The sequence below is a fragment of the Aeromonas sp. QDB62 genome (assembly GCF_027705695.1).
GTDB classification, from domain to species: Bacteria; Pseudomonadota; Gammaproteobacteria; order Enterobacterales; family Aeromonadaceae; genus Aeromonas; species Aeromonas allosaccharophila.
The window spans coordinates 40227-59676 of sequence record NZ_JAPDCD010000003.1 but is presented as its reverse complement, the minus strand read 5'-3'; the positions used below and the strand labels follow the sequence as shown (position 1 = coordinate 59676).

At 61.4% G+C, this 19450-nt stretch carries 20 protein-coding genes; 8 read left to right on the top strand and 12 right to left on the bottom strand.

What is annotated here, in order from left to right:
* Positions 1–62: 62 nt before the first annotated feature.
* Genes ybeY through miaB form a run of 3 tightly spaced genes read right to left on the bottom strand, consistent with a single transcriptional unit; the run spans position 63 to position 3085 of the window.
* Positions 63–527: an rRNA maturation RNase YbeY gene (gene ybeY, locus OKC27_RS02335; RefSeq protein ID WP_069554113.1), complete on the bottom strand. Its 465-nt coding sequence runs from the start codon at positions 525–527 to the stop codon at positions 63–65.
* Positions 524–1597, bottom strand: a complete 1074-nt coding sequence (locus OKC27_RS02330) for a PhoH family protein (RefSeq protein ID WP_042061078.1) — start codon at positions 1595–1597, stop codon at positions 524–526. Before OKC27_RS02330 ends, ybeY begins: the two co-directional genes overlap by 4 nt.
* Positions 1598–1651: 54 nt before the next feature.
* Positions 1652–3085, bottom strand: coding sequence for a tRNA (N6-isopentenyl adenosine(37)-C2)-methylthiotransferase MiaB (gene miaB, locus OKC27_RS02325; RefSeq protein ID WP_182938075.1), 1434 nt, complete (start codon positions 3083–3085; stop codon positions 1652–1654).
* 265 nt (positions 3086–3350) lie between these two features.
* On the opposite strand from miaB, the gene OKC27_RS02320 reads away from it, so the two are divergent.
* From OKC27_RS02320 to OKC27_RS02305, 4 genes are all read left to right on the top strand, one after another.
* Complete coding sequence (locus OKC27_RS02320) at positions 3351–4514, top strand: FAD-dependent oxidoreductase (RefSeq protein ID WP_182938074.1); 1164 nt, start codon at positions 3351–3353, stop codon at positions 4512–4514.
* A 49-nt stretch (positions 4515–4563) separates the two neighbouring features.
* A complete protein-coding gene (locus OKC27_RS02315) occupies positions 4564–5130 on the top strand; it encodes a cysteine hydrolase family protein (protein ID WP_182938073.1) in 567 nt (188 codons plus the stop codon).
* 132 nt (positions 5131–5262) lie between these two features.
* Positions 5263–5979 carry an excalibur calcium-binding domain-containing protein gene (locus OKC27_RS02310; RefSeq protein ID WP_182939781.1) on the top strand — a complete coding sequence of 239 codons (717 nt, stop codon included), beginning with the start codon at positions 5263–5265 and terminating at the stop codon, positions 5977–5979.
* A gap of 196 nt (positions 5980–6175) precedes the next feature.
* Complete coding sequence (locus tag OKC27_RS02305; RefSeq protein WP_182938072.1) at positions 6176–7132, top strand: sensor domain-containing diguanylate cyclase; 957 nt, start codon at positions 6176–6178, stop codon at positions 7130–7132.
* Here OKC27_RS02305 and OKC27_RS02300 read toward each other — a convergent pair.
* The gene (locus tag OKC27_RS02300; RefSeq protein ID WP_182938071.1) at positions 7118–8080 is read right to left on the bottom strand and encodes a LysR family transcriptional regulator; all 963 of its coding nucleotides are present in this window, start codon (positions 8078–8080) and stop codon (positions 7118–7120) included. The genes OKC27_RS02305 and OKC27_RS02300 overlap by 15 nt on opposite strands.
* 116 nt (positions 8081–8196) lie before the next feature.
* On the opposite strand from OKC27_RS02300, the gene OKC27_RS02295 reads away from it, so the two are divergent.
* Both OKC27_RS02295 and OKC27_RS02290 read left to right on the top strand, forming a co-directional pair.
* Positions 8197–8442, top strand: coding sequence for a hypothetical protein (locus tag OKC27_RS02295; protein ID WP_182938070.1), 246 nt, complete (start codon positions 8197–8199; stop codon positions 8440–8442).
* Positions 8443–8474: 32 nt separating this feature from the next.
* Positions 8475–9125 (top strand): HAD-IA family hydrolase, encoded by a 651-nt coding sequence (locus tag OKC27_RS02290; protein ID WP_182938069.1) that lies wholly within the window; start codon positions 8475–8477, stop codon positions 9123–9125.
* A 108-nt stretch (positions 9126–9233) separates the two neighbouring features.
* Here OKC27_RS02290 and OKC27_RS02285 read toward each other — a convergent pair whose 3' ends face one another.
* From OKC27_RS02285 to OKC27_RS02270, 4 genes are all read right to left on the bottom strand, one after another.
* Positions 9234–9836 carry a nitroreductase family protein gene (locus OKC27_RS02285; protein WP_182938068.1) on the bottom strand — a complete coding sequence of 201 codons (603 nt, stop codon included), beginning with the start codon at positions 9834–9836 and terminating at the stop codon, positions 9234–9236.
* A 190-nt stretch (positions 9837–10026) separates the two neighbouring features.
* Entirely contained in the window at positions 10027–11388 is a 1362-nt protein-coding gene (gene dcuC, locus OKC27_RS02280) for a C4-dicarboxylate transporter DcuC (protein ID WP_182938067.1), read from the bottom strand.
* Between the two features lie 54 nt (positions 11389–11442).
* On the bottom strand, positions 11443–12360 hold the full coding sequence (rihC, locus tag OKC27_RS02275; protein WP_234605598.1) for a ribonucleoside hydrolase RihC: 918 nt from the start codon (positions 12358–12360) through the stop codon (positions 11443–11445).
* Positions 12361–12376: 16 nt separating this feature from the next.
* Positions 12377–14179 (bottom strand): adenine deaminase, encoded by a 1803-nt coding sequence (locus OKC27_RS02270; protein ID WP_182938065.1) that lies wholly within the window; start codon positions 14177–14179, stop codon positions 12377–12379.
* Positions 14180–14314: 135 nt separating this feature from the next.
* On the opposite strand from OKC27_RS02270, the gene OKC27_RS02265 reads away from it, so the two are divergent.
* Positions 14315–15253, top strand: a complete 939-nt coding sequence (locus OKC27_RS02265; RefSeq protein ID WP_111805300.1) for a LysR family transcriptional regulator — start codon at positions 14315–14317, stop codon at positions 15251–15253.
* 276 nt (positions 15254–15529) lie between these two features.
* Positions 15530–16012 carry a YMGG-like glycine zipper-containing protein gene (locus tag OKC27_RS02260; protein WP_075112260.1) on the top strand — a complete coding sequence of 161 codons (483 nt, stop codon included), beginning with the start codon at positions 15530–15532 and terminating at the stop codon, positions 16010–16012.
* 96 nt (positions 16013–16108) lie between these two features.
* Here OKC27_RS02260 and OKC27_RS02255 read toward each other — a convergent pair whose 3' ends face one another.
* The 4 genes from OKC27_RS02255 to efp form a co-directional block, all read right to left on the bottom strand.
* Positions 16109–17065, bottom strand: a complete 957-nt coding sequence (locus OKC27_RS02255; protein WP_182938064.1) for a D-2-hydroxyacid dehydrogenase — start codon at positions 17063–17065, stop codon at positions 16109–16111.
* Between the two features lie 145 nt (positions 17066–17210).
* Positions 17211–17975, bottom strand: a complete 765-nt coding sequence (locus tag OKC27_RS02250; protein ID WP_182938063.1) for a DUF3530 family protein — start codon at positions 17973–17975, stop codon at positions 17211–17213.
* Between the two features lie 108 nt (positions 17976–18083).
* Positions 18084–18704 carry a DUF2238 domain-containing protein gene (locus OKC27_RS02245; RefSeq protein ID WP_234601393.1) on the bottom strand — a complete coding sequence of 207 codons (621 nt, stop codon included), beginning with the start codon at positions 18702–18704 and terminating at the stop codon, positions 18084–18086.
* Between the two features lie 140 nt (positions 18705–18844).
* Entirely contained in the window at positions 18845–19411 is a 567-nt protein-coding gene (gene efp / locus OKC27_RS02240; RefSeq protein ID WP_033137526.1) for an elongation factor P, read from the bottom strand.
* Positions 19412–19450: the final 39 nt, after the last annotated feature.

Genomic DNA, 19450 nt, shown 5'->3' with positions numbered 1-19450 from the left:
AAATTGTTCGGGTTATATAAGGATGGCCATCTGCTGTTTCAAGTGGATGACCGTCCGGCGTTTTACTCTTCGTCGTTCAGATAAGGATCGGCAAAACCGAGCTCCTGCATGATGTCGCGCTCAAGCGCTTCCATCTCTTCGGCTTCCTCATCCTCGATATGGTCATAACCTAGCAGATGCAGACTGCCGTGCACAACCATGTGGGCCCAGTGGGCCATGAGGGGCTTGCCCTGCTCTTGTGCTTCGCGCTCCACCACCTGACGGCAGATCACCAGATCGCCGAGCAGCGGCAGCTCCAGACCGGGCGGCGCCTCGAACGGGAAGGAGAGCACGTTGGTGGGCTTGTCCTTGCCGCGATAGGTGAGGTTGAGCTCGTTGCTCTCCGCCTCGTCGACGATACGCACCGTCACTTCAGCCTCCTGCTGGAAGCCGAGAATGGTGCCATCGAGCCAGCCCTGCAGCTGGGCTTCGGTGGGCAGGCCGTCAGTGCTGGCGCTGGCCAGCTGCAGATCCAGGGTTACGCTCATTGCTCGCTCTCTTTGCTGGTGCTCTCTTTGCCGGTACTTTCCTTACCGGTATAAGGGGCTGCTTTTTCAGCCGCCTGTTTGGCATCGAATGCCTCGTAAGCCTGCACGATGCGGGCCACCACCGGATGGCGCACCACGTCTTTGGACTCGAAGAAGTTGAACGACAGACCATCGACCCCCTGCAGCACTTCCAGCGCGTGGCGCAGGCCGGATTTGGCGTTGCGCGGCAGGTCTACCTGGGTGATGTCACCGGTCACCACCGCCTTGGAGTTGAAGCCGATGCGGGTCAGGAACATCTTCATCTGTTCGGTGGTGGTGTTCTGGGCCTCATCGAGAATGATAAAGGCATCGTTCAAGGTGCGGCCGCGCATATAGGCGAGCGGCGCCACTTCGATGATGTTGCGCTCCATCAGCTTCTCCACCCGCTCAAAGCCCAGCATTTCGAACAGGGCGTCGTAGAGGGGGCGCAGGTAAGGGTCGACCTTTTGGGAGAGATCGCCGGGCAGGAAACCGAGCTTCTCACCCGCTTCCACCGCCGGACGGGTCAGCAGAATGCGGCGGATCTCCTGACGTTCCAGCGCATCCACCGCTGCTGCGACCGCCAGATAGGTTTTGCCGGTACCGGCCGGGCCTATGCCGAAGCAGATGTCGTGGCGCACGATATTGGCGATGTACTGGGCCTGATTGGGGCTGCGTGGCTTGATGAGGCCGCGCTTGGTCTTGACCGTCACCTCCTTGCCATAGGGGATGCTCGGCGCCGGTTCGTCATCCTGCTCCAGCACTCGCGACTCCGAAATGGCCAGATGCACCATATCGGGGGTGATGTCGGTCACCTTGCCACCCTTGAGCGGCTGGGTTTCCACATAGAGGTGCTTGAGGATGACAGCGGCGGCATCCAGCTGGGCCGGTTTGCCTACCAGCTGGAAGTGGCTGTCACGGTAGCTGATCTCGACGCCGAGGCGGCGCTCCAGCTGCTTGATGTTGTCATCGAAGGGGCCGCACAGGCTGGCAAGGCGCTGGTTGTCGGCGGGCTCCAGATGCAGATTCAGGGTCGAGATGTGTCGGCTCAAAATATCCTCGTCTCAAGGCGCTCCCCATCCGCCTGGCGAATGGGGAGGAGGGGATTAATAGGGTGTGAAGGCGGCCACGCCCAGCTCGTCCGGCACATTGTCGGGACGACGGGCCAGGATTTCGCTCGGGGCGGTGGCGATCCGCAGGTTCATCTCGCTCTCGCCGCGGATGAACTTGCCGCGCAGGGAGTTGGGACGTACCTCGGTGATCTCCACGTCGGCAAAGCCGCCGATCAGGGTGTGCTGGCCTTCGAAGTTGACCACCCGGTTGTTCTCGGTGCGGCCACACAGCTGCATCGGGTCGAGCTTGGAGGGCCCTTCCACCAGGATGCGCTGGGTGGTGCCCAGCATGGCGCGGCCAATCTGCATCGCCTGGTTGTTGATGACGTGCTGCAGGCGGGCCAGACGGGCTTTCTTCACTTCCATATCGACATCATCGGGCATGTCGGCGGCCGGGGTGCCCGGGCGCGGACTGAAGATGAAGCTGAAGCTCATGTCGAAACCCACATCCTCGATCAGCTTCATGGTCGCTTCAAAGTCTTCGTCCGTCTCGTTCGGGAAGCCAACGATGAAGTCGGAGCTGATGGTGATGTCGGGACGGGCGGCACGCAGGCGACGGATCTTGGATTTGTACTCCAGAATGGTGTGCGGGCGCTTCATCATGGTCAGGATGCGGTCCGAGCCGCTCTGCACCGGGAGGTGCAGGAAGCTAACCACTTCCGGGGTGTCTTTGTAGACTTCGATGATGTCGTCGGTGAACTCGATCGGGTGGCTGGTGGTGTAGCGAATGCGATCGATACCGTCGATGGCGGCCACCAGACGCAGCAGCTCGGCGAAGGTGCAGATGCCGTCATCAAAGGTCGGGCCGCGGTAAGCGTTGACGTTCTGACCGAGCAGGTTCACTTCGCGCACGCCCTGCTGGGCGAGCTGGGCGATTTCGTAGAGCACGTCGTCCAGCGGTCGGCTCACCTCTTCACCGCGGGTGTAGGGCACCACGCAGTAAGTACAGTATTTGGAGCAGCCTTCCATGATGGAGACGAACGCGGTGGCCCCTTCGGCGCGCGGTTCGGGCAGGCTGTCGAATTTTTCGATCTCGGGGAAGGCGATATCAACCTGGGCACCACGGCCCTCTTGCACTTCCTTGATCATGGCGGGCAGGCGATGCAGGGTCTGCGGGCCGAACACGATATCCACATAGGGAGCGCGCTGGCGAATCGCATCGCCCTCCTGAGAGGCAACGCAGCCACCCACGCCGATCACCAGACCGGGCTTTTTGGCCTTGAGCTTTTTCCAGCGTCCCAGCTGGTGGAACACCTTCTCCTGCGCTTTTTCGCGGATGGAGCAGGTATTGAGCAGCAAGACATCTGCCTCTTCGGGCTCTTCGGTAAGCGTGTAGCCATTGCTGGCATCCAACAGGTCGGCCATTTTGGACGAGTCATACTCGTTCATCTGGCAACCCCAGGTTTTAATGTGAAGTTTCTTGCTCATTGCTTCTCTTGACTTGTTTTGAAATCGGCATGGTCAAAGGACCGCGCATTTTACTCCGCAATCTGGATACTGCCTAGCTAATATCCAGCTGGCAATGGTGCTCACCCGATACCTGTTGCCAGCAAGCTCAATAAGCTTTCTCCTTGATTTGACGCAGCAATTCCCCATTTGCCTCACTGTTTATCAGGCGACCTTGCGCTATCATGCAGCCATCCGGTTCACGTCCGGGCGCTGTCGCCGGACGCACCCTTTCAGGAATACATGTATGGAACAGTGTGATATCGCCATCGTCGGCGCCGGCATGGTGGGCGCCGCCACCGCCTGCCTGTTGGCGGCTCAGGGCCTCTCGGTACGGGTCATCGAGACGCAACTGCCGGAGCATTACGCGCCGGAGCAGCCGCTGGATCTGCGGGTCTCCGCCATCAGTCAGGCCTCGGTGGCGCTGCTGGAGCAGGCCGGTGCCTGGCACCATCTGCAGCAGATGCGGCTGTGCCCCTACCGTCGGCTGGAAACCTGGGAGCTGGATGGCTTTGCTACCCGCTTCAACGCCGCCGATCTCGGCCTGCCCCAGCTCGGCTACATCATCGAGAACCGGCTGGTACAGCTCGCCCTGCTCAAGCGGATGGAGGATTTCCCCACCATCCAGACCCACACCCCGGCGGCGGTGACCAGCCTGCGCCAGGGCTCGGATGAAGCTGTGCTGACTCTGGATGACGGCAGCGAGCTGGCCGCCCGCTGGGTGCTGGCTTGCGACGGCGCCGAATCCCACACCCGCAAGTTGGCCGGTATTGGCGTATCGCGCTTCGAGTACCGCCAGCACTGCATGCTGATCAATATCGACACCGACTTTGCGCAGGAAGATATCACCTGGCAGCAGTTCACCCCGAGCGGCCCGCGCGCCTTCCTGCCGCTGCCTGGCCAGCACGGCTCCCTGGTGTGGTATGACAGCCCGGCCCGGATCCGGGCGCTGGCAGCCATGAGCAACGAAGGGCTTGCCGCCGAGGTGCGCCGCCACTTCCCAAGCCGGCTCGGCGGGTTCACCGTCACCGGCAAGGGGAGTTTCCCGCTGGTGCGCCGCCACGCCAACGACTATCACGCCGGTCGGGTGGTGCTGCTTGGCGATGCTGCCCACACCATCAACCCGCTGGCGGGGCAGGGGGTCAACCTTGGCTTCAAGGATGTGGCCTGCTGGACCGATCTGCTGCAAGGAGCTGGCGCCGACTGGCATCAACTGGCGTTGGCCGACCGTTACGAGCGGCACCGTCGTCCCGACAACCTGCTGATGCAGTCGGGGATGGATCTCTTCTATGGGGTGTTCAGCAACGAGATTGGCCCCCTTAAGCTGGCCCGCAATCTGGCTCTCAATCTGGCGGATAAAGCTGGCCCCTTAAAGGAGATGGCACTGCGCTATGCACTGGGGCTGGTTTGACAGGTAGAAACCAGATAGCACGGGCTGAATGCGCGAAGGAGCAAAGGTGATGAACAAGGCACTGCTGGTGATCGATTTTATCAACGATATTGCCCATCCCGACGGGCGCATTGCCGCCTCTGCAGCCCATGTGCTGGAGCAGGATACTGTTGCGCATGCCAATCAGGCGCTGGCCCATGCCCGCGCCAACGGCTGGCTGGTCGTGCTGATCAAGGTGGGCTTTGACGGCGGCTATCTGCTGCAACCCAAGGGGTCTCCCATGTTTGGTCGCGCTCACCAGTTGGGGGCGCTCTCTTTGGCTGACAGCGGCACCGACTTTCATCCGGATCTGGATGTGCAACCCGGTGATCTGGTGCTGGCCAAGCCCAGGGTCAGCCCCTTCTATGGCACGGCGCTGGAGCCTGCTCTGCGGGCCAATCACATCGACCACCTCTATTTGTGCGGGGTGAGCACCAGCTGGGCCATTCAGGCTGCGACGCGGGATGGCCACGATCGCGACTACGCCATCACCATTCTGGAGGATGCTTGCGCCGCCGCAGATGCCATCGAGCATCACACCTCGCTGCGGATGCTGGGTCGCATCGCCGAGATCATCAAGGTGTCCCAGCTGGCTTGATCCTTAACGCAGGCTGCGCTCGATCACCGTTTTGAGATTGACCCTGCGGCCCCCTGTCGGGCCGCAGCGCTTTTGGGCAACATGATTGTCAGGCAAGATAGTGCTCACATGGATAGCAACAAGGATGGACAGATGCGTTATCAGGGACGGATCGCGAGCTGGAACGAGGCGCGCGGCTTTGGATTTATCACTCCGGAGCAAGAGGGCACCGAGCAGACAACCAATGGATCACGCAGTGCAGGGCTGTTTGTGCATGTCACGGCGCTGCAATCAGATGGCCGCGTGCCCGAGCCGGGGGAGCGCGTCACCTATCTGATCGGCAGTGGTCAGGATGGCAAGCCGAGGGCGCTACAGGTGTTTTTCCCCGAGCGGCCGCTCACGTTGGCGGATGCAGGGCCATCGGCCGCGTCATTTTCTGCATCATCATCAGCAGCAAGATCAGCAACACCATCAGCAACACCATCGGCAACTCCATCATGGCGGGCGGCAAGTCAGCCGCCACGATCCACCGCGACCAGAGAGCGAAGTAACCCCTATCGGCGCCGCAAGAGCAGCTGGCGCGGCAAACTGATCCCCCTGCTGGTGCTCGCCGGTCTCTTTTCCATCTATTCCCGCTTCTCGGCCGAGTCGATGGCGCCCTTGCCGACCCCCTCTGTTAGCAGCGGTGGCAGCAGTTTCAGTGAAGTCTCATCGCAACCGGCTCAACGCTACCAGTGTGATGGCCGGCAGCATTGTTCCCAGATGACCTCCTGCGAGGAGGCAACCTGGTTTTTGCAAAACTGCCCGAATACCAAAATGGACGGAGAGGGAGATGGCATCCCCTGTGAAAATCAGTGGTGTGGGCATTAAATGTTACTTATCAGTCAAATACATTCATAACCTGTTCTTGTTATCCGGTGCGGGGGCGCTGGCCTGAAACCTTGCCGGATGGGGCCTATCGATGAATGGTCTCAGTTGGCCAAGTGGTTATTGGGTGCTTTACTCTAACTGCTGATGCAACTGTTAATAGATGGCGATGCGCCACGTTTGCCACAGGATGGCCACTATGGTGGATGAAAGAGAGAAGCCTCGGAGCCAGTTTGCCGAGCGATCCCATTATCTGGCCGCGCTGCTGGATTCGCTGGAGGATCAGATCTCGGTGATCGATCGGGATGGGGTGATCCATTACACCAATCTCGCCTGGGATCTGTTTGCCGAGCAAAACGGCATGCCCAAAGGGTATGACTGGATCGGGGTCAACTATACGGAGGTCTGTGACCGCACCGATGAGCCGTTAGCCCAGAGTGCCGTGGAGGGGATCCGCCGGGTGTTGCGCCGTATTCAGGAGAAGTTCTGTCTGGAGTACCCCTGCCACAGCCCGGATACCCAGCGCTGGTTTATGATGCGGGTGGCCCCTGTGGTCGGCATTGACACCGAGTTTTATGCCATCGCTCATACCAATATCACCGAGCGCAAGCTGCTGGAGCTGGAGGTGGCCAGCCTCTCCCAACATGATCCCCTGACCGGACTGGCCAATCGGCGGCTGTTCAACAGTTTTCTGCATAACGAGTGGCGCCGCAGCATGCGTGAACATACCCCGCTCTCCCTCATCATGCTGGATCTCGATAACTTCAAGGCGTGCAACGATCACTTCGGCCATCAGGTTGGAGATGATCTCTTGCGGCAGGTGGGTCACCTGCTCAACGCCTTTTGCCAGCGGCCTGCGGATCTGCCAAGCCGGTTCGGGGGCGATGAATTTGCGGTGGTCCTCGGCAATACCGGCAAGGAGGCAGCCTTGAGGATGGGGGAGGCGATTCGCCTCGGGATCAAGGAGTTGAGTATGAATGAGCTGGGCGATGCCCGGCTCAGCGCCAGTATCGGCATTGCTACCCAGCTCCCGGAGCGGGTGCTGATCTCGGAAGATGAGCTGCTGGCCGCAGCCGACATGGCTCTCTACACGGCTAAGAAGGAGGGGAAGAACCGTTGCCACAGCGTGGCTTGTCCCTCATTACCCAACCCTTGAGTGAAGGCCACATTCGATAATGGGACCGTGGCGAGGCTTTATCCCTTCTGACTCAGCCTGCTGAGGTGCGGGATGTGCCGCCATGACCAGCTGCAGGAATCGATCGCGAATGGGATCGGCAAACTCGGAATTCCAGACCAGACTGATTTCCCACTCTGACTTTGGCCCGGACAAGGGGTAGAGGGTGACGCCCTGGCCCGCGATAAAGCTGACGCTGCGTGGCAGTATGGCGTTGCCGATCCCGGCGGCCACCAACGCGACCAGTGTCTGTATATCCTCTGCTTCCTGGACTATGGCGGTCAGCCGGTTGGCGCCAAGGAAGCTGGCGATCTGCTGGCTCAGCCCAGGACAACGATGGCCGACCATTTGCAGCAGGGGCTGGTTGGCGAGGGCCCACTCAACGTCGAAGGTGGCCGGATCCGGCCCCGTCATCTGGCTGGGAACGGCCAGCACCAGCCGGTCGGTCAGCAATCTGTACTCTTGCAATTGAGGGGCCTGTGGTCTGCGCATGAAGCCCAGTTGCAACTGACCCGACAGTAGACGCTCATGCTGGGTGGCTGAGGTCATGTCCTGCATGTGTACCATCACATCGGGTACCTGCTGCTTGAAGCGGGCGACCAGCGAAGGAGCCAGCGCAAAGCTGGACAGCCCGAAGCCGATCTTGAGCCGACCGGCCACGCCGCTCGCCACCGCCAGTGCGTGACGTTCAAATTCCCTGCCGTGTTTGACCAGTGCGCTTGCCTGGGTGAGCAGCTGGGCGCCGAGCGCCGTCAGCTCGGCACCGTGGCGGCCCCGCTTGAACAGGGTGCAGCCCAGCGTCTGCTCCAGTCCCTGGATCTGCTTGGTGAGGGCCGGTTGGGTGATAAAGAGGCGGCTGGCCGCTTCCCGGTAGTTGGCGGTGTCGGCCAGCGTCACAAACGCCTGCAGTTGCCTCAAGTCGAATTTCATTCCAATTGGTTATCCAAAGTGGCGATTTATTGATTATAAATTATCTAATCGCCTTGTTCTAATGGCTTGGCAAGGGGGGCGCCTCCCTCCTCAGAACCGGAACAAGGAGCCATATCATGTCTACCCAACGCTATCTCTTTTTGATCAAGGGCACGCTGGTGCTGGCCCAGCCATTGGCGGCCCCGGAGACGGGGGAGCTGCTCGCCAGCCTGTTGCAACAGGGGTTTGTGGTCGGCCCCATGCAAGTGTGGGCTGGCAGTGCCGAGCAGGCGCTGTCCTGTTATGAGCGTGCCGCCCAGCAGCAGGCCTTTGCCGATGCGCTCTCTGGTGCTGCGCCCGAGCTGACGGGAGTATCGGCATGATTACCGGCATGAGTAGCAAACCGAGCGTTTGTATGAGCGGCACAAAAACCGTGGTGGTCGCCGCCCTGCTGCTCGATATGGACGGTACCCTGGTCTGCTCGACCGGTGATGTGGAGAAGGTGTGGCGGCTCTGGTGCCAGCATCATCAGCTGGCCCCCGAGCCGGTGCTGGCGATGTGCCACGGCATGCGCTCGCGGGAGGTGATCCGTGCGCTGGCCCCGCAACTGGATGTGGAGCGGGAGGCGGTGCGCCTTGACGAGCTGGAGATGGAACATACCGGCGGCGATGCCATCGCCGGAGCTGGCGAGTTGTTGCGCCGCTTGCCGCCCCAGAGCTGGGCCATCGTGACCTCCGCCAGTGAGCGGGTTGCTTGCCATCGCCTGAATTGTGCCGGTTTGCCGCTGCCCAACCTGCTGGTGGGGGCCGAAGCCGTGATCAATGGCAAACCCGATCCCGAACCCTATCTGCTGGGGGCCGAGCGGCTGGGCGTACCGCCCGCTCGCTGTCTGGTGTTCGAGGATGCACCGGCTGGTATCGAGAGCGCCCTGCGTGCAGGTTGCACCGTGGTGCAGGTAGGGGGCGATGCGCCGCTCAATCCGGCGGTGGTGGCGGTGATCCGCGACTGGCGCGAGGTGAAGGTGGAACTTGGAGAGACGTCCTTGCTGGTGACGTTGCCCGCCTGAGCGCCTAAGAGAATGAGCCGCGGCCACATATTGCGGCATGAGCCATCAGCGCTGCCTGCCGTAATAAAAACGCCCCCAAACTGCGGGGGTGTTTTGCTATCTCAACGGTTATTTGAAGACGCGAAAACGGGTTGCGTCGTCGATAAAGGTTTTCTCTCCGGCCGCTTGTTTGATGCTGCCAAAGGGCATCTGGGCGCGCAGCAGCCAGCTGGCGGGCAGGTTCCACTCCTTGCGTACCGCCTCGTCGATGAGTGGGTTGTAGTGCTGCAGGGATGCGCCGATCTTCTCCTGAGCCAGCGTCGTCCAGACCGCAAACTGGGCGATGCCGGTGGCATGTTCTGACCAGACGGGGAAGTTGTCGGCATACAGCGCGAATTTTTGCTGCAGATCCTTGATGACGTCGGTGTCCTCGAAGAACAGCACTGTGCCAAAGCCTGCGCGGAAGCTGCCATCCACCTTGGCCTCACTCTGGGCATAGGCTTCCGGCGGCACGATCTTTTTCAGCTCGGCTTTGACCATATCCCACAGCTTGTGGTGTTGGGCGCCAAACAGAATGACGGCGCGGGAGCTCTGGGAGTTGAAGGAGGAGGGGCTGTGCCTGATGGCATCCTGGATCAGGGCCGTCAGCTGCTCCGGCGTATGGGACACCTGGTCACCCAGGGCATAGATGGTACGACGTGCTTTGATCTGCTCGATAAACGGACTGCTCATAACATCTCCTTTGTTTGCCTGATAGTCATCTTCGGCGCTGGCAGCAAGGCCATCCGGCTCCAATCGCTCAAGTTATAGACTATACCACCCGATTATCTTCCGGTCGTTTACATGCAGTGGGTTCACTTTCAACCGAGGGTAAAAAACCGTCTGCAGGCGACCTGATTGATCGCCAGCAGACGGAGCTAGTTTAGCTGAACAGCAGGTAGGAGAGGGTCATGCAGCAGATGATGCCCGAGATGATGGGCACCGAGGTGCGCTTGATGATCTCGATAGGGTTGCTACCGGTGATCGAGGCGATGACGATGATCACGGCGGCGACCGGCGACATGGAGCGGATCAGGTTGGCAGTGAGCTGCATCGGCAGGGCCACCGCGACGCTGTTGACCCCTACCTTCTCGGTGATCTCGGGAATGATATTGATAAAGGAGTAGAAGACCGCCAGCCCGCTGCCGCTGATAAAGCCGATCAGCGCCGCCGTGCCGGAGAAGAAGAACATCAGGATGGAGCCGACTCCGTCGATGTGCTTCACGCTGTCCACCAGGGTATCGATGATGCCGATGGCTTTGAGCCCCTCCACCAGCATGCTGGCTGCCACGATGAGCGAGACCACCTGAGCCAGACCTGTGCCCATGCCGGTAAAGAAGATGGCGAACTCTTTGCTGGTCTCCTTGAGATTGCCTTTGCGCAGCAGCTCCACACCTATGGTGAGCAGCAGGCAGACGAAGGTGATCTCCACCAGCCCGAGCGAGATATGGGTAAAGCAGATGCCGAACAGCAGTACCAGCACCAGTGGCAGCACCGGAAAGAGGCCGTAGTAGGCGGGTGGCAGCCCGGTCGGCACGGCGAGCGATTCTTCTTTTTCTTCCAGTCCGCCGCGCGCCTGCTGTCGCTTGTCCATCGCCTTCTGCCAGAAGTAGTGCACCACCGCCATCAACGCCAGCGTCGGCAGCGAGATGGGGGCGTGGTAGGAGACGATGTACTCCACCAGCGGGATGCCCAGCTTCTGGGCGGCCAGCACGTTATCGGCCCCGAGCGGGCTGGGCATGATGGTGGCAGTGGTGGCGATGACGGCCCCGGCGGTGAGGGAGGACATGTTCGACGCCTTGAGCACCGGATAGAGGGTCGCCATCAGCAGCACCGCCAGACTGGCAGCGCTCGGCACTACCAAGGAGAGCAGGTTGCCCAAGAGGAAAATCACCGGTACCAGCAGGTAGGGGGAGCGGATGCGGCTCAAGGGGCGGGTGAGCAGCATGACGGTGACGTCGTTGGCACCGATGTGGCTCATGTAGCTGGAGAAGCCGAACAGCACCATGATGGTGAGGCCGACATTGCCCATCTGGCTGATGAAGATCTTCTTGATCTGGACAAAGGGGTCAAGCCAGCTGAGGCCACTGCTCTCGGCTGCAGGCAACAGCGGGTGGCCCAGTCCGACGGCGGCGAACATCAACAGCAGGCCTGCCGCGAACAGCACTATCTTGGCATCGTAGTTTTTGGCGATGAGATAGCCGCAGATGACCAGGATCAGGGTGCTGACAATTATTTCCAGCATGTTTCCAACACTCTCTTCTTGATGTGAATGGGCCAGCGAGCTGGCGGTTCGGGATCAGATGGCGCGGGCAAGGGTCTCCATGCACCAGGCTCTGAATCCGGGCACGTCGATATCGAGGCACACCTCGGCGTTGGGCACTCGCTTGAGCCGGTTGTTGATATCCACCGAGGTGGTGCCCAGGGTGTGTTCACCCCGTGTCTCGATGGCCACATGGCAGGCCCGGGTGATAAAGAGGTCGGGGCGCACCAGATAGGCAATGGCGCAGAGATCGTGCATCTTGAGCCCGGTCTGCATGCTGCCACCACGATAGTGGCCGAACAGGGCGTGGAGCATGGCGCCGGTGCGGTTGAGGGCGGGCAGCGCTGCAATCATCTCGCCGGTCAGGGTGGCTCGGCTGGTGACATCCAGCCCGCACATCACGATGGGCAGGCCGCTGCTGAAGACGATGTGGGCCGCTTCCGGATCCACGTAGATATTGAACTCGGCATTGGGGGTGTGGTTGCCCCGACCGGCCGAGCCGCCCATCAGCACGATCCGCGCGATCTTCTCCCGACACTCGGGGTGCAGGGTGAGCAGCAGGGCGATATTGGTCAGCGGCCCGATGGGCACCAGCGTCATGGGCTGTTTGCTGGCGAGCAGGGTGGCCTTCATGGCTTCGACGGCATGCTCCGGCAGCGGCTGTTGCCCTGGCTCGGCAAACTCGTAACCATCGAGGCCGGAGTGGCCGTGGATGTGGCTGGCATTGTCGAGGGGGCGCACCAGAGGCTGGCTGGCCCCCTGCGCCACTGGCACCTCTTTGTCGAAAAAGTGCAGCAGGCGCAGGGTGTTGCGGGTGGTCTTGCTGACATCGACATTGCCGGCGACCGTGGTGATGAGCGCCAGCTCGATCCCGGGATGAAACAGGGCGGCGGCGATGGCAACGGCATCATCGATGCCGGGGTCGGTATCCAGAATAATGGCGACAGGGTTCACGCTGTTCTCCTCGGTGTTAATCGGCTTGGCGGGCATCGGCGTGGGGCCAGCAGCAGATGAAAGGGTCGACAATCTCGCGGGTCAGGCCGTCGGTGAGGCCGAGATCGGTCAGATGGGGCCCCGCATTGCAGGCAAGGCAGGTTCCCTCAATGGCCTTGAAGACCCGGTAGGGGGGCTCCCACTCCACCACCTTGCCGCTCACTTCTCGCAGGGCGTGGAAGCTGGCGGCCAGCTCGCTGGCTGGCAGGTCGGAGAGCATACCCGCGATGGGCATGGCGACGTGGGCCAGTACCTTACCCTGCTGGACGACCGCCATGCCGCCTCCGCTGGCGATCAGGGTGTTGGCGGCCAGCATCATCTCTTGCGGGGCGCGCCCCAGCACCACCAGATTGTGGGAGTCGTGGGAGTAGCTGGTGGCGATGGCCCCTTGCAGCTCGCCCCACCCCTCCAGCAGCGCCAGCCGGGTGCCCGCCTGATGGCGGCCATGGCGGTGTTGCACCGAGATGAGGCTAAATCCCGCAGGCACAATCACCTGGCCATCCCGAACCTCAACCTCGGTTTCACTCCACTGGGTGAAGCGAGCCCCCTTGATGGTCTTGAAGCGGGCACGACCCGCAGCCAGCCCGGGCACCCGGATGACGAAGTCCTCCTGCGTGCGCAGGGGGATCTGCATGGTATCGCGCGGTGCCTGACAACCAGCGACAGGCTCGGAGGGTTTGAGAATGGCGCCATGGCGGGCGACCCGCTGGCCGCCGCTGTAGACGCAGAGCGGGTTAAGATCGGTGAGGTTGTCGAACACCACCAGGTCGGCGTTGCGGCCAGCGGCAATTAGCCCCAGATTGTTGCGCTGCAGGCGGATAGCGGCATTGAGGGTGGCCATCCGCAGCACGTCGGGCACCGCCAGCCCAAGCTCTGCCAGCAGTTTGACCAGCGCAATCATGCCCCCCTTCTCCAGTAGCATGTCGGGCGGCACATCGTCGGTACAGAGGGTGATTTGGGAGGAGAGGTGGGGCAGCTGTTTCAGCGCCGCGACGATCTCCGGCAGCAGATAGGGGTGGGAGCCGCGCAGCTGCAGGGTGAGGCCAGCCCGCAGCTTCTCCAGCGCATCGGCAGCCGAGGTGAGTTCGTGATCCGAGCTGACTCCGGCGGCCAGATAGGCCTGCAGCCGGTGACCACACAAGCCCCGGGCATGTCCCTCAATCAGGGCATTGCGCTGCAAACCGGCGTGCAGAATGCCGGTCATCCGCTCGCTGCCGTCCAGCACCCCCTGCATGTCCATCACCTCGGCGATCCCCGCCACCTCCGGCCACTCCAGCATGGTGGCCATCTCGGGACCGTGGAAGTCGGCGCCCGACATCTCGAGACCCGGCGTCGAGGGAACGCTGGAGGGGGCGGCGCAGATGACCCGCAGCGGCAGATTGCGGCTGGCGTCGATGGCATAGCGCACCCCCGCAAGCCCGAGCACATTGGCCAGCTCGTGGGGATCCCAAAAGATGGTGGTGGTGCCCTGCGCGACCACCACATCGGCGTAGCGCTCCGGCGTCAGGTGGGAGCTCTCCACATGGACATGGCTGTCGATAAGACCGGGCGAGAGATAGGCGCCAGCCAGATCGTGGGTCTCGCTTGCCTGCTGGAAGGTACCGATCGGATGGACGCTGGCGATCAGCGGGCCGACCAGCCCAACGTCGACGGGGCGGATCTCACCGGTCACCATGTCGATCAGGTTGGCGTTGGTCAGCTGCAGATCGAAGGGGGCTTCGCCGAGGGCCGCCTGCACGGCGCGGCGGCGCAAGTTGAGGGATGCATCTTGTTCACACATGAAGGAGATGGCCTGACAAGGGGAATAATGGGCCCACTTTAGGGAGGGGATTGGCTCGTGCATAGCGCAAAGAATTTATAACTGGATAAGAAAGGGTTATGCTGCTGCAAACGTTTTTCTCCGGTTGTCTCCTCCATGTCTGAACCCTGGCGCCGTCTGCCTGCGCTCTCTCTCAAGCAGATCCAGTATTTTGTCACTCTGGCCCAGCTGCGCCACTTTACCGAAACGGCCAATCAGATGGCCATCAGCCAGCCCGCCCTGAGCAGTGCCCTGCGCCAGATTGAATCTGTGCTTGGCGGCAAACTGTTTCACCGCACCGCGCAGGCGGTCACCCTGACCGAACAGGGGGAGGCGATCCTGCCTCACGCCAAGGGGCTGCTCAATGTGGCTCACGCCGCTTTTGCTGACATGCGGCAGGTGATGGCCGAAGGGGGCGATGGCTCCCTGCGCATTGGTCTGATACCGTCGGCCTGTGCCCTGATGTTTCCTCTGGCGGCCGCCCGTCTGCAGCAGCAGTTCCCGGGATTGCGGGTCGAGTTTCAGGATCACACCAACGATGGTCTGTTGCAGGCGCTGGCCGAGGGGGCGCTGGATGCGGGGATTGGCGTGCTGGATGGCGAGTTACCTGATTCGCTGGAGGTTACGCCGCTGCTGGACGATGCGCTGGTGGCGGTGGTCAACCGGCAAGATCAGCTGGCAACGGAGGCGGTGCTCTGCTGGCAGCAGCTGGCTCACCGCGATATCGCCCTGTTTGCCAGAGGTAACGTCAGCCGACAGGTCAACGGGCTGGCCCAGAGCCAGTTGCCGGGACTCAAGCCCAGATACACCACCGACTATGTCGAGACCCTGCACGGTTTGGTGCGTTCGGGGTTAGCCATCGCCATCCTGCCCAGACTCTATACTGCCCATCTCTGTGATCCCCAGCTCAAGGTCGTGGCGCTGCATGAACCGGTGCTGAGCCGCACCCTGGCTCTGATGTGGGCTAAGGGACTCTCCCGGTCGACCCGCATCGACGAGGGGCGCGCCCTGCTGCGCAGCACCATCATCGAGCAGCTGAACAGCCAGCCCAGCTGAGATTGCGCTCGCAAGCCCCGTGCAGGTGACAGGAGCTGTCCGAACGCCAGCAGTCTGGGTGGGGCTGCGACAGTCTCCTGGCCCTGCCGAGGGACGCGCCATTGCTGTGAAATGGAAATTTTCTTGTGGTTATTCAATCGATTGAATTCGAGCTTGCCAGTCACGCTCATTGCCGGGCTTCAACTGATTGTCTACTTGCCGCCAGCCCCCCACTGGTTTGCTGCCTGCCGGTTTGTATAGTGCAGAGGAAATTAATCAGGTTTGACAGGAGTACCCATGGAGATGAATACGCGTGGCATCGGCGCTCTGGCTCTGCTGGGGGCGTTATTGCTGGGCAGCACGGCAGCCCACGGTTCGGAAACCCTCAACACCATTCTCGGTGGCGGGGCGGGCGGGGTGGCGGGCACCATGATCGGCAAGGAGCTGGGGGGTGATACCGGCGCGTTGGTGGGGGCTGCGTTGGGCGGCGCTGCTGGTGGCGCGGCGACGGCCAATAAGGGTAACAAGAATGAAGCGGCCCTTGGCGGCGCGGTGGGGGCGCTGGGCGGTGCCGCTATCGGCAAGAGTGTCGGCGGTGATACCGGTCAACTGATCGGCGCCGGGGTCGGCGGGGCGGGTGGTTCGGCCATCGGCGCCAAAACCGGCGATGGTCACAAGAGTCAGGATCGCTATTACGATGACGACGATGATCATCACCATCACAAACACCACAAGAAGCACAAAAAGCATAAGAAGCACAGATGGCACGACGACGATTGATGCGTGCGCAGTGAATGCGGAAGATGCAAAACGGGGTCTGTTGGCCCCGTTTTGCATGGTCTGGTCACCTGACTTTGCGGTTACCAGCGCGCGCGGTCACACCAGCCGGTGCTGGCGGCGACCGGCGGCAAAGGCGTTGATGTTGTCGATCAGCTGATCGGCGAGACGTTGCATCGACTCCTCACTGGCCCACGCCACATGAGGGGTCAGAATGAAGTGCGGGTATTGCAGCGCCTTCATCAAGGGATGGTCGGGGGGCGGCGGCTCGACGCTCGCCACATCGAAACCGGCGCCGCCGAGCCGACCGTTGGCCAGCGCTTGCAGCAGCGCCTCTTCATCCACCAGACCACCCCGGCCGACGTTGATCAGCAAAGCGCCCGGTTTCATCAGATCCAGCTCCCGCTCGCCAATCAGGTTGCGGGTGTAGGGGGTGAGCGGGCAGTGCAGGCTGATGACGTCTGAACTTTGCAGCAACTCGTCGAGTGGCAGACGATCCTCGTCGTGGCTGGCGCCGACCTGACTCTGGGCGTAGCGCACCGTCATCCCCATCCCTTTGGCCCGCTCGCCGAGCGCCTGACCGAGCGTCCCCTTGCCGATGATGCCGAGCTGCTTGCCATGCAGATCCATGATGTTGTGGTCGAAGAAGCAGAACTGGCCGCTCTGTTGCCAGCGCCCCTCCAACAGCGACTGGCGCCAGCAGAAGAGGTTGCGCGACAGGGCCAGCATCAGTGCCATGGCGTGCTCCGGTACCGAGGGGCCCGAGTAGTTGCGGATGTTGCATACCCCGACGTTGGCGGCGCGGCACGCTTCCAGATCCACGTTGTCGCTGCCGGTGGCGGCCAGCGCGATGAGTTTCAGCTCCGGCAGTTGGGCCAGCTCGGCGGCGCCGATCCGCACCTTGTTGATGATGGCGATGCGGGCATCTTTGAGCCGCCCTACCACCTGTTCCGGGGCGGTACGCGGATAGCTCTGCCAGTGATGGGGGAAGTCGGGGTGATGCAGGGTGATGCCCGCATCCAGGGTATCGCTGTCGAGAAATACGATTTGCTGCATGGACCTTCCTGCCATTGTTCAGGTTCGAGGAGCCATGATGCCAAAGAGGATGCAGTCAGGGCCAGCCTGTCGCTGTGCCAGGGTGGCGCTTTATCCGGCAGATGTGAGCTGGCGCGCGCTTTGTTGCGCCACGGTGGCGGCCGGTTTAGAGCCAGCCCAGATGGTTGAGCCAACCCTGGATGCGGGAGGGGGTCTCCTCCAGTTCCATCAGGGCGTAGGGGCGATAGTTGAGCTTGTGGCTGCGGCGGCTTTCGCTTTTGCGGGCCTCGGCGGCCAGCAGGGGCCAGCGGCCGCCATCCTCCTGATAGAGATCGAGGGTGGGGATGGCCGCCTGAGCCACCTGTTTGGCCAGGGTCTGGTTGCTCTGCTGGTTGGGGAAGAAGCCGTCGAGCAGCACCAGCGCATCGGGGGCGGGCAACTGTTCGCTGGCGATGAGGTTGGCAGTCCAGGCGGCGCCGGTACCTTGCGCCAGGATCAGCTTGAAGCCCCCCTCCTGCAGCTTGGCATCGGCCAGCTTGCTGATCCGCTCGGCAAACTGCTTGCGAAATTCATCGCTGTTTTTCGCTTTTTTCTCGGCGGCGGGGTCCAATTCTGTCTGCTGGGGGGAGGGGAGCAGCAGCAGGGTATCAAAGCCCAGCTGGCCGAGGGCGCGGGTCAGTTGCCACAGTTGGCCGCTGCGCTGCCAGTCGGGCAGTAAAATGGCCAGTCCCAGATAGTTTTCACTGTCGTGTTTGGCGAACAATACCGTCTGCTTGTCGATCCGGGTGGCATCGGGCAGCCCTTTCCAGTCGCTGGCTTGCCAGTAGTCGAGGGGCAGTGGTTCGGCAACGGGGGGCGCGACCTCGCTCGCCTCTGCCCCATGGCCAGCCAGCAAGGTCAATAACAGCAGTGATAAGGATAATCTGGCCATAGTATGCTCCCCCGGTTATCTGGGTTAGCGGCGGCAGCGGGATTTTCTTGAGAGGAGGCTCCCCCGCTGGGGGAGTCTCGTGCCGTTCGGGAGAGGTTGCGTGCTCCCCTATCGGTGGCGGTGTGAAGAGAGACCGTTCAGCTGCCTGTCGTGCAGGCGCGAGAGCAACAACTGGGCGGCTACGGCACCGATCAGGGCGAAGAACATATCGGATTGGGTATCCCAGGGGTCTCCCTGGGTGCCGAGAAACTCGTCGGCTCCCTGACCCAGCGCCAGTGCCGCTCCCCACTCGATAAATTCATAGGTGGCGCTGATGGCGAGCACCACGCAGACCACCAGAAACGCCAGCATGCGGCCTCCTTGTACATATCCGCCGCGCAGCAGGATCTCCCGACAGGCCAGGGCGGGCACAAACCCCTGAAAGAAGTGACCAATCTTGTCATAAGGGTTGCGGCCAAGTTCCAACCACTGTTGCAGTTCGAAACCGAGCGGCACGCGGGCGTAGGTATAGGCGCCTCCCAGCATCAAGACCATGGCATGGAGGAAGATGCAGAGATAGAGCAGGCTGGTGAGGGGAAACGTGCGATGGGTCAGCAGCAGCAATGGGATGGTGATGATCACCGGCGCGACCTCCATCAGCCAGGTTGCCCTGTCATAAGGCTGCCAGCCCGAGAGCGCCAGCAGGAGCAAGGTGGCCAGCAGCAAGAGGATTTTGGTGGTCAATGTCATATGGGGTATCACTCGGGCAAGAGTTGGCATGCATGGCACCATTTAGCCATGTTGGTGTACAGAATACAGCCGCCGGGAGAGCCCACAATAAAAAAAGCGAGCCGGTGGCTCGCTTTCTTCATTCAACGCATTGCGGTCAATTAGTTGACGCGACGCTTGAATTCGCCGGTGCGGCTGTCGATTTCGATCTTGTCACCGATCTCTACGAAGGCGGCAACAGCCAGCTCGTAGGTGGTGCCTTTCAGACGGGCAGGCTTGGTCACTTTACCGGAGGTGTCGCCACGGGCAGCCGGCTCGGTGTACTCAACTTCGCGTACGATGGTGGTCGGCAGTTCTACGGAGATGGCTTTCTCGTTGTAGAAAGTCACTTCGCAGATGTCTTCCATGCCGTCTACCAGGTAGTTCAGCACGTCACCCAGGTTATCTTTCTCTACGTCGTACTGGTTGTACTCGGTGTCCATAAAGACATACAGGGGATCGGAGAAGTAGGAGTAGGTGCACTCTTTACGTTCCAACTGAACTACGTCCAGCTTGTCGTCGGCCTTGAAGACGGTCTCGGTCGCGCTGCCGTTCAGCAGGCCCTTCAGCTTCATTTTGACCACGGCGGAGTTACGGCCGGATTTGTTGAATTCAGCCTTCTGAACCACCATCGGCTCGGTGCCGATCATGACTACGTTACCAGCGCGGATTTCCTGTGCGGTTTTCATGTAAAAAATTCCTGTTCGTGAAACGGACGGATAAAAACT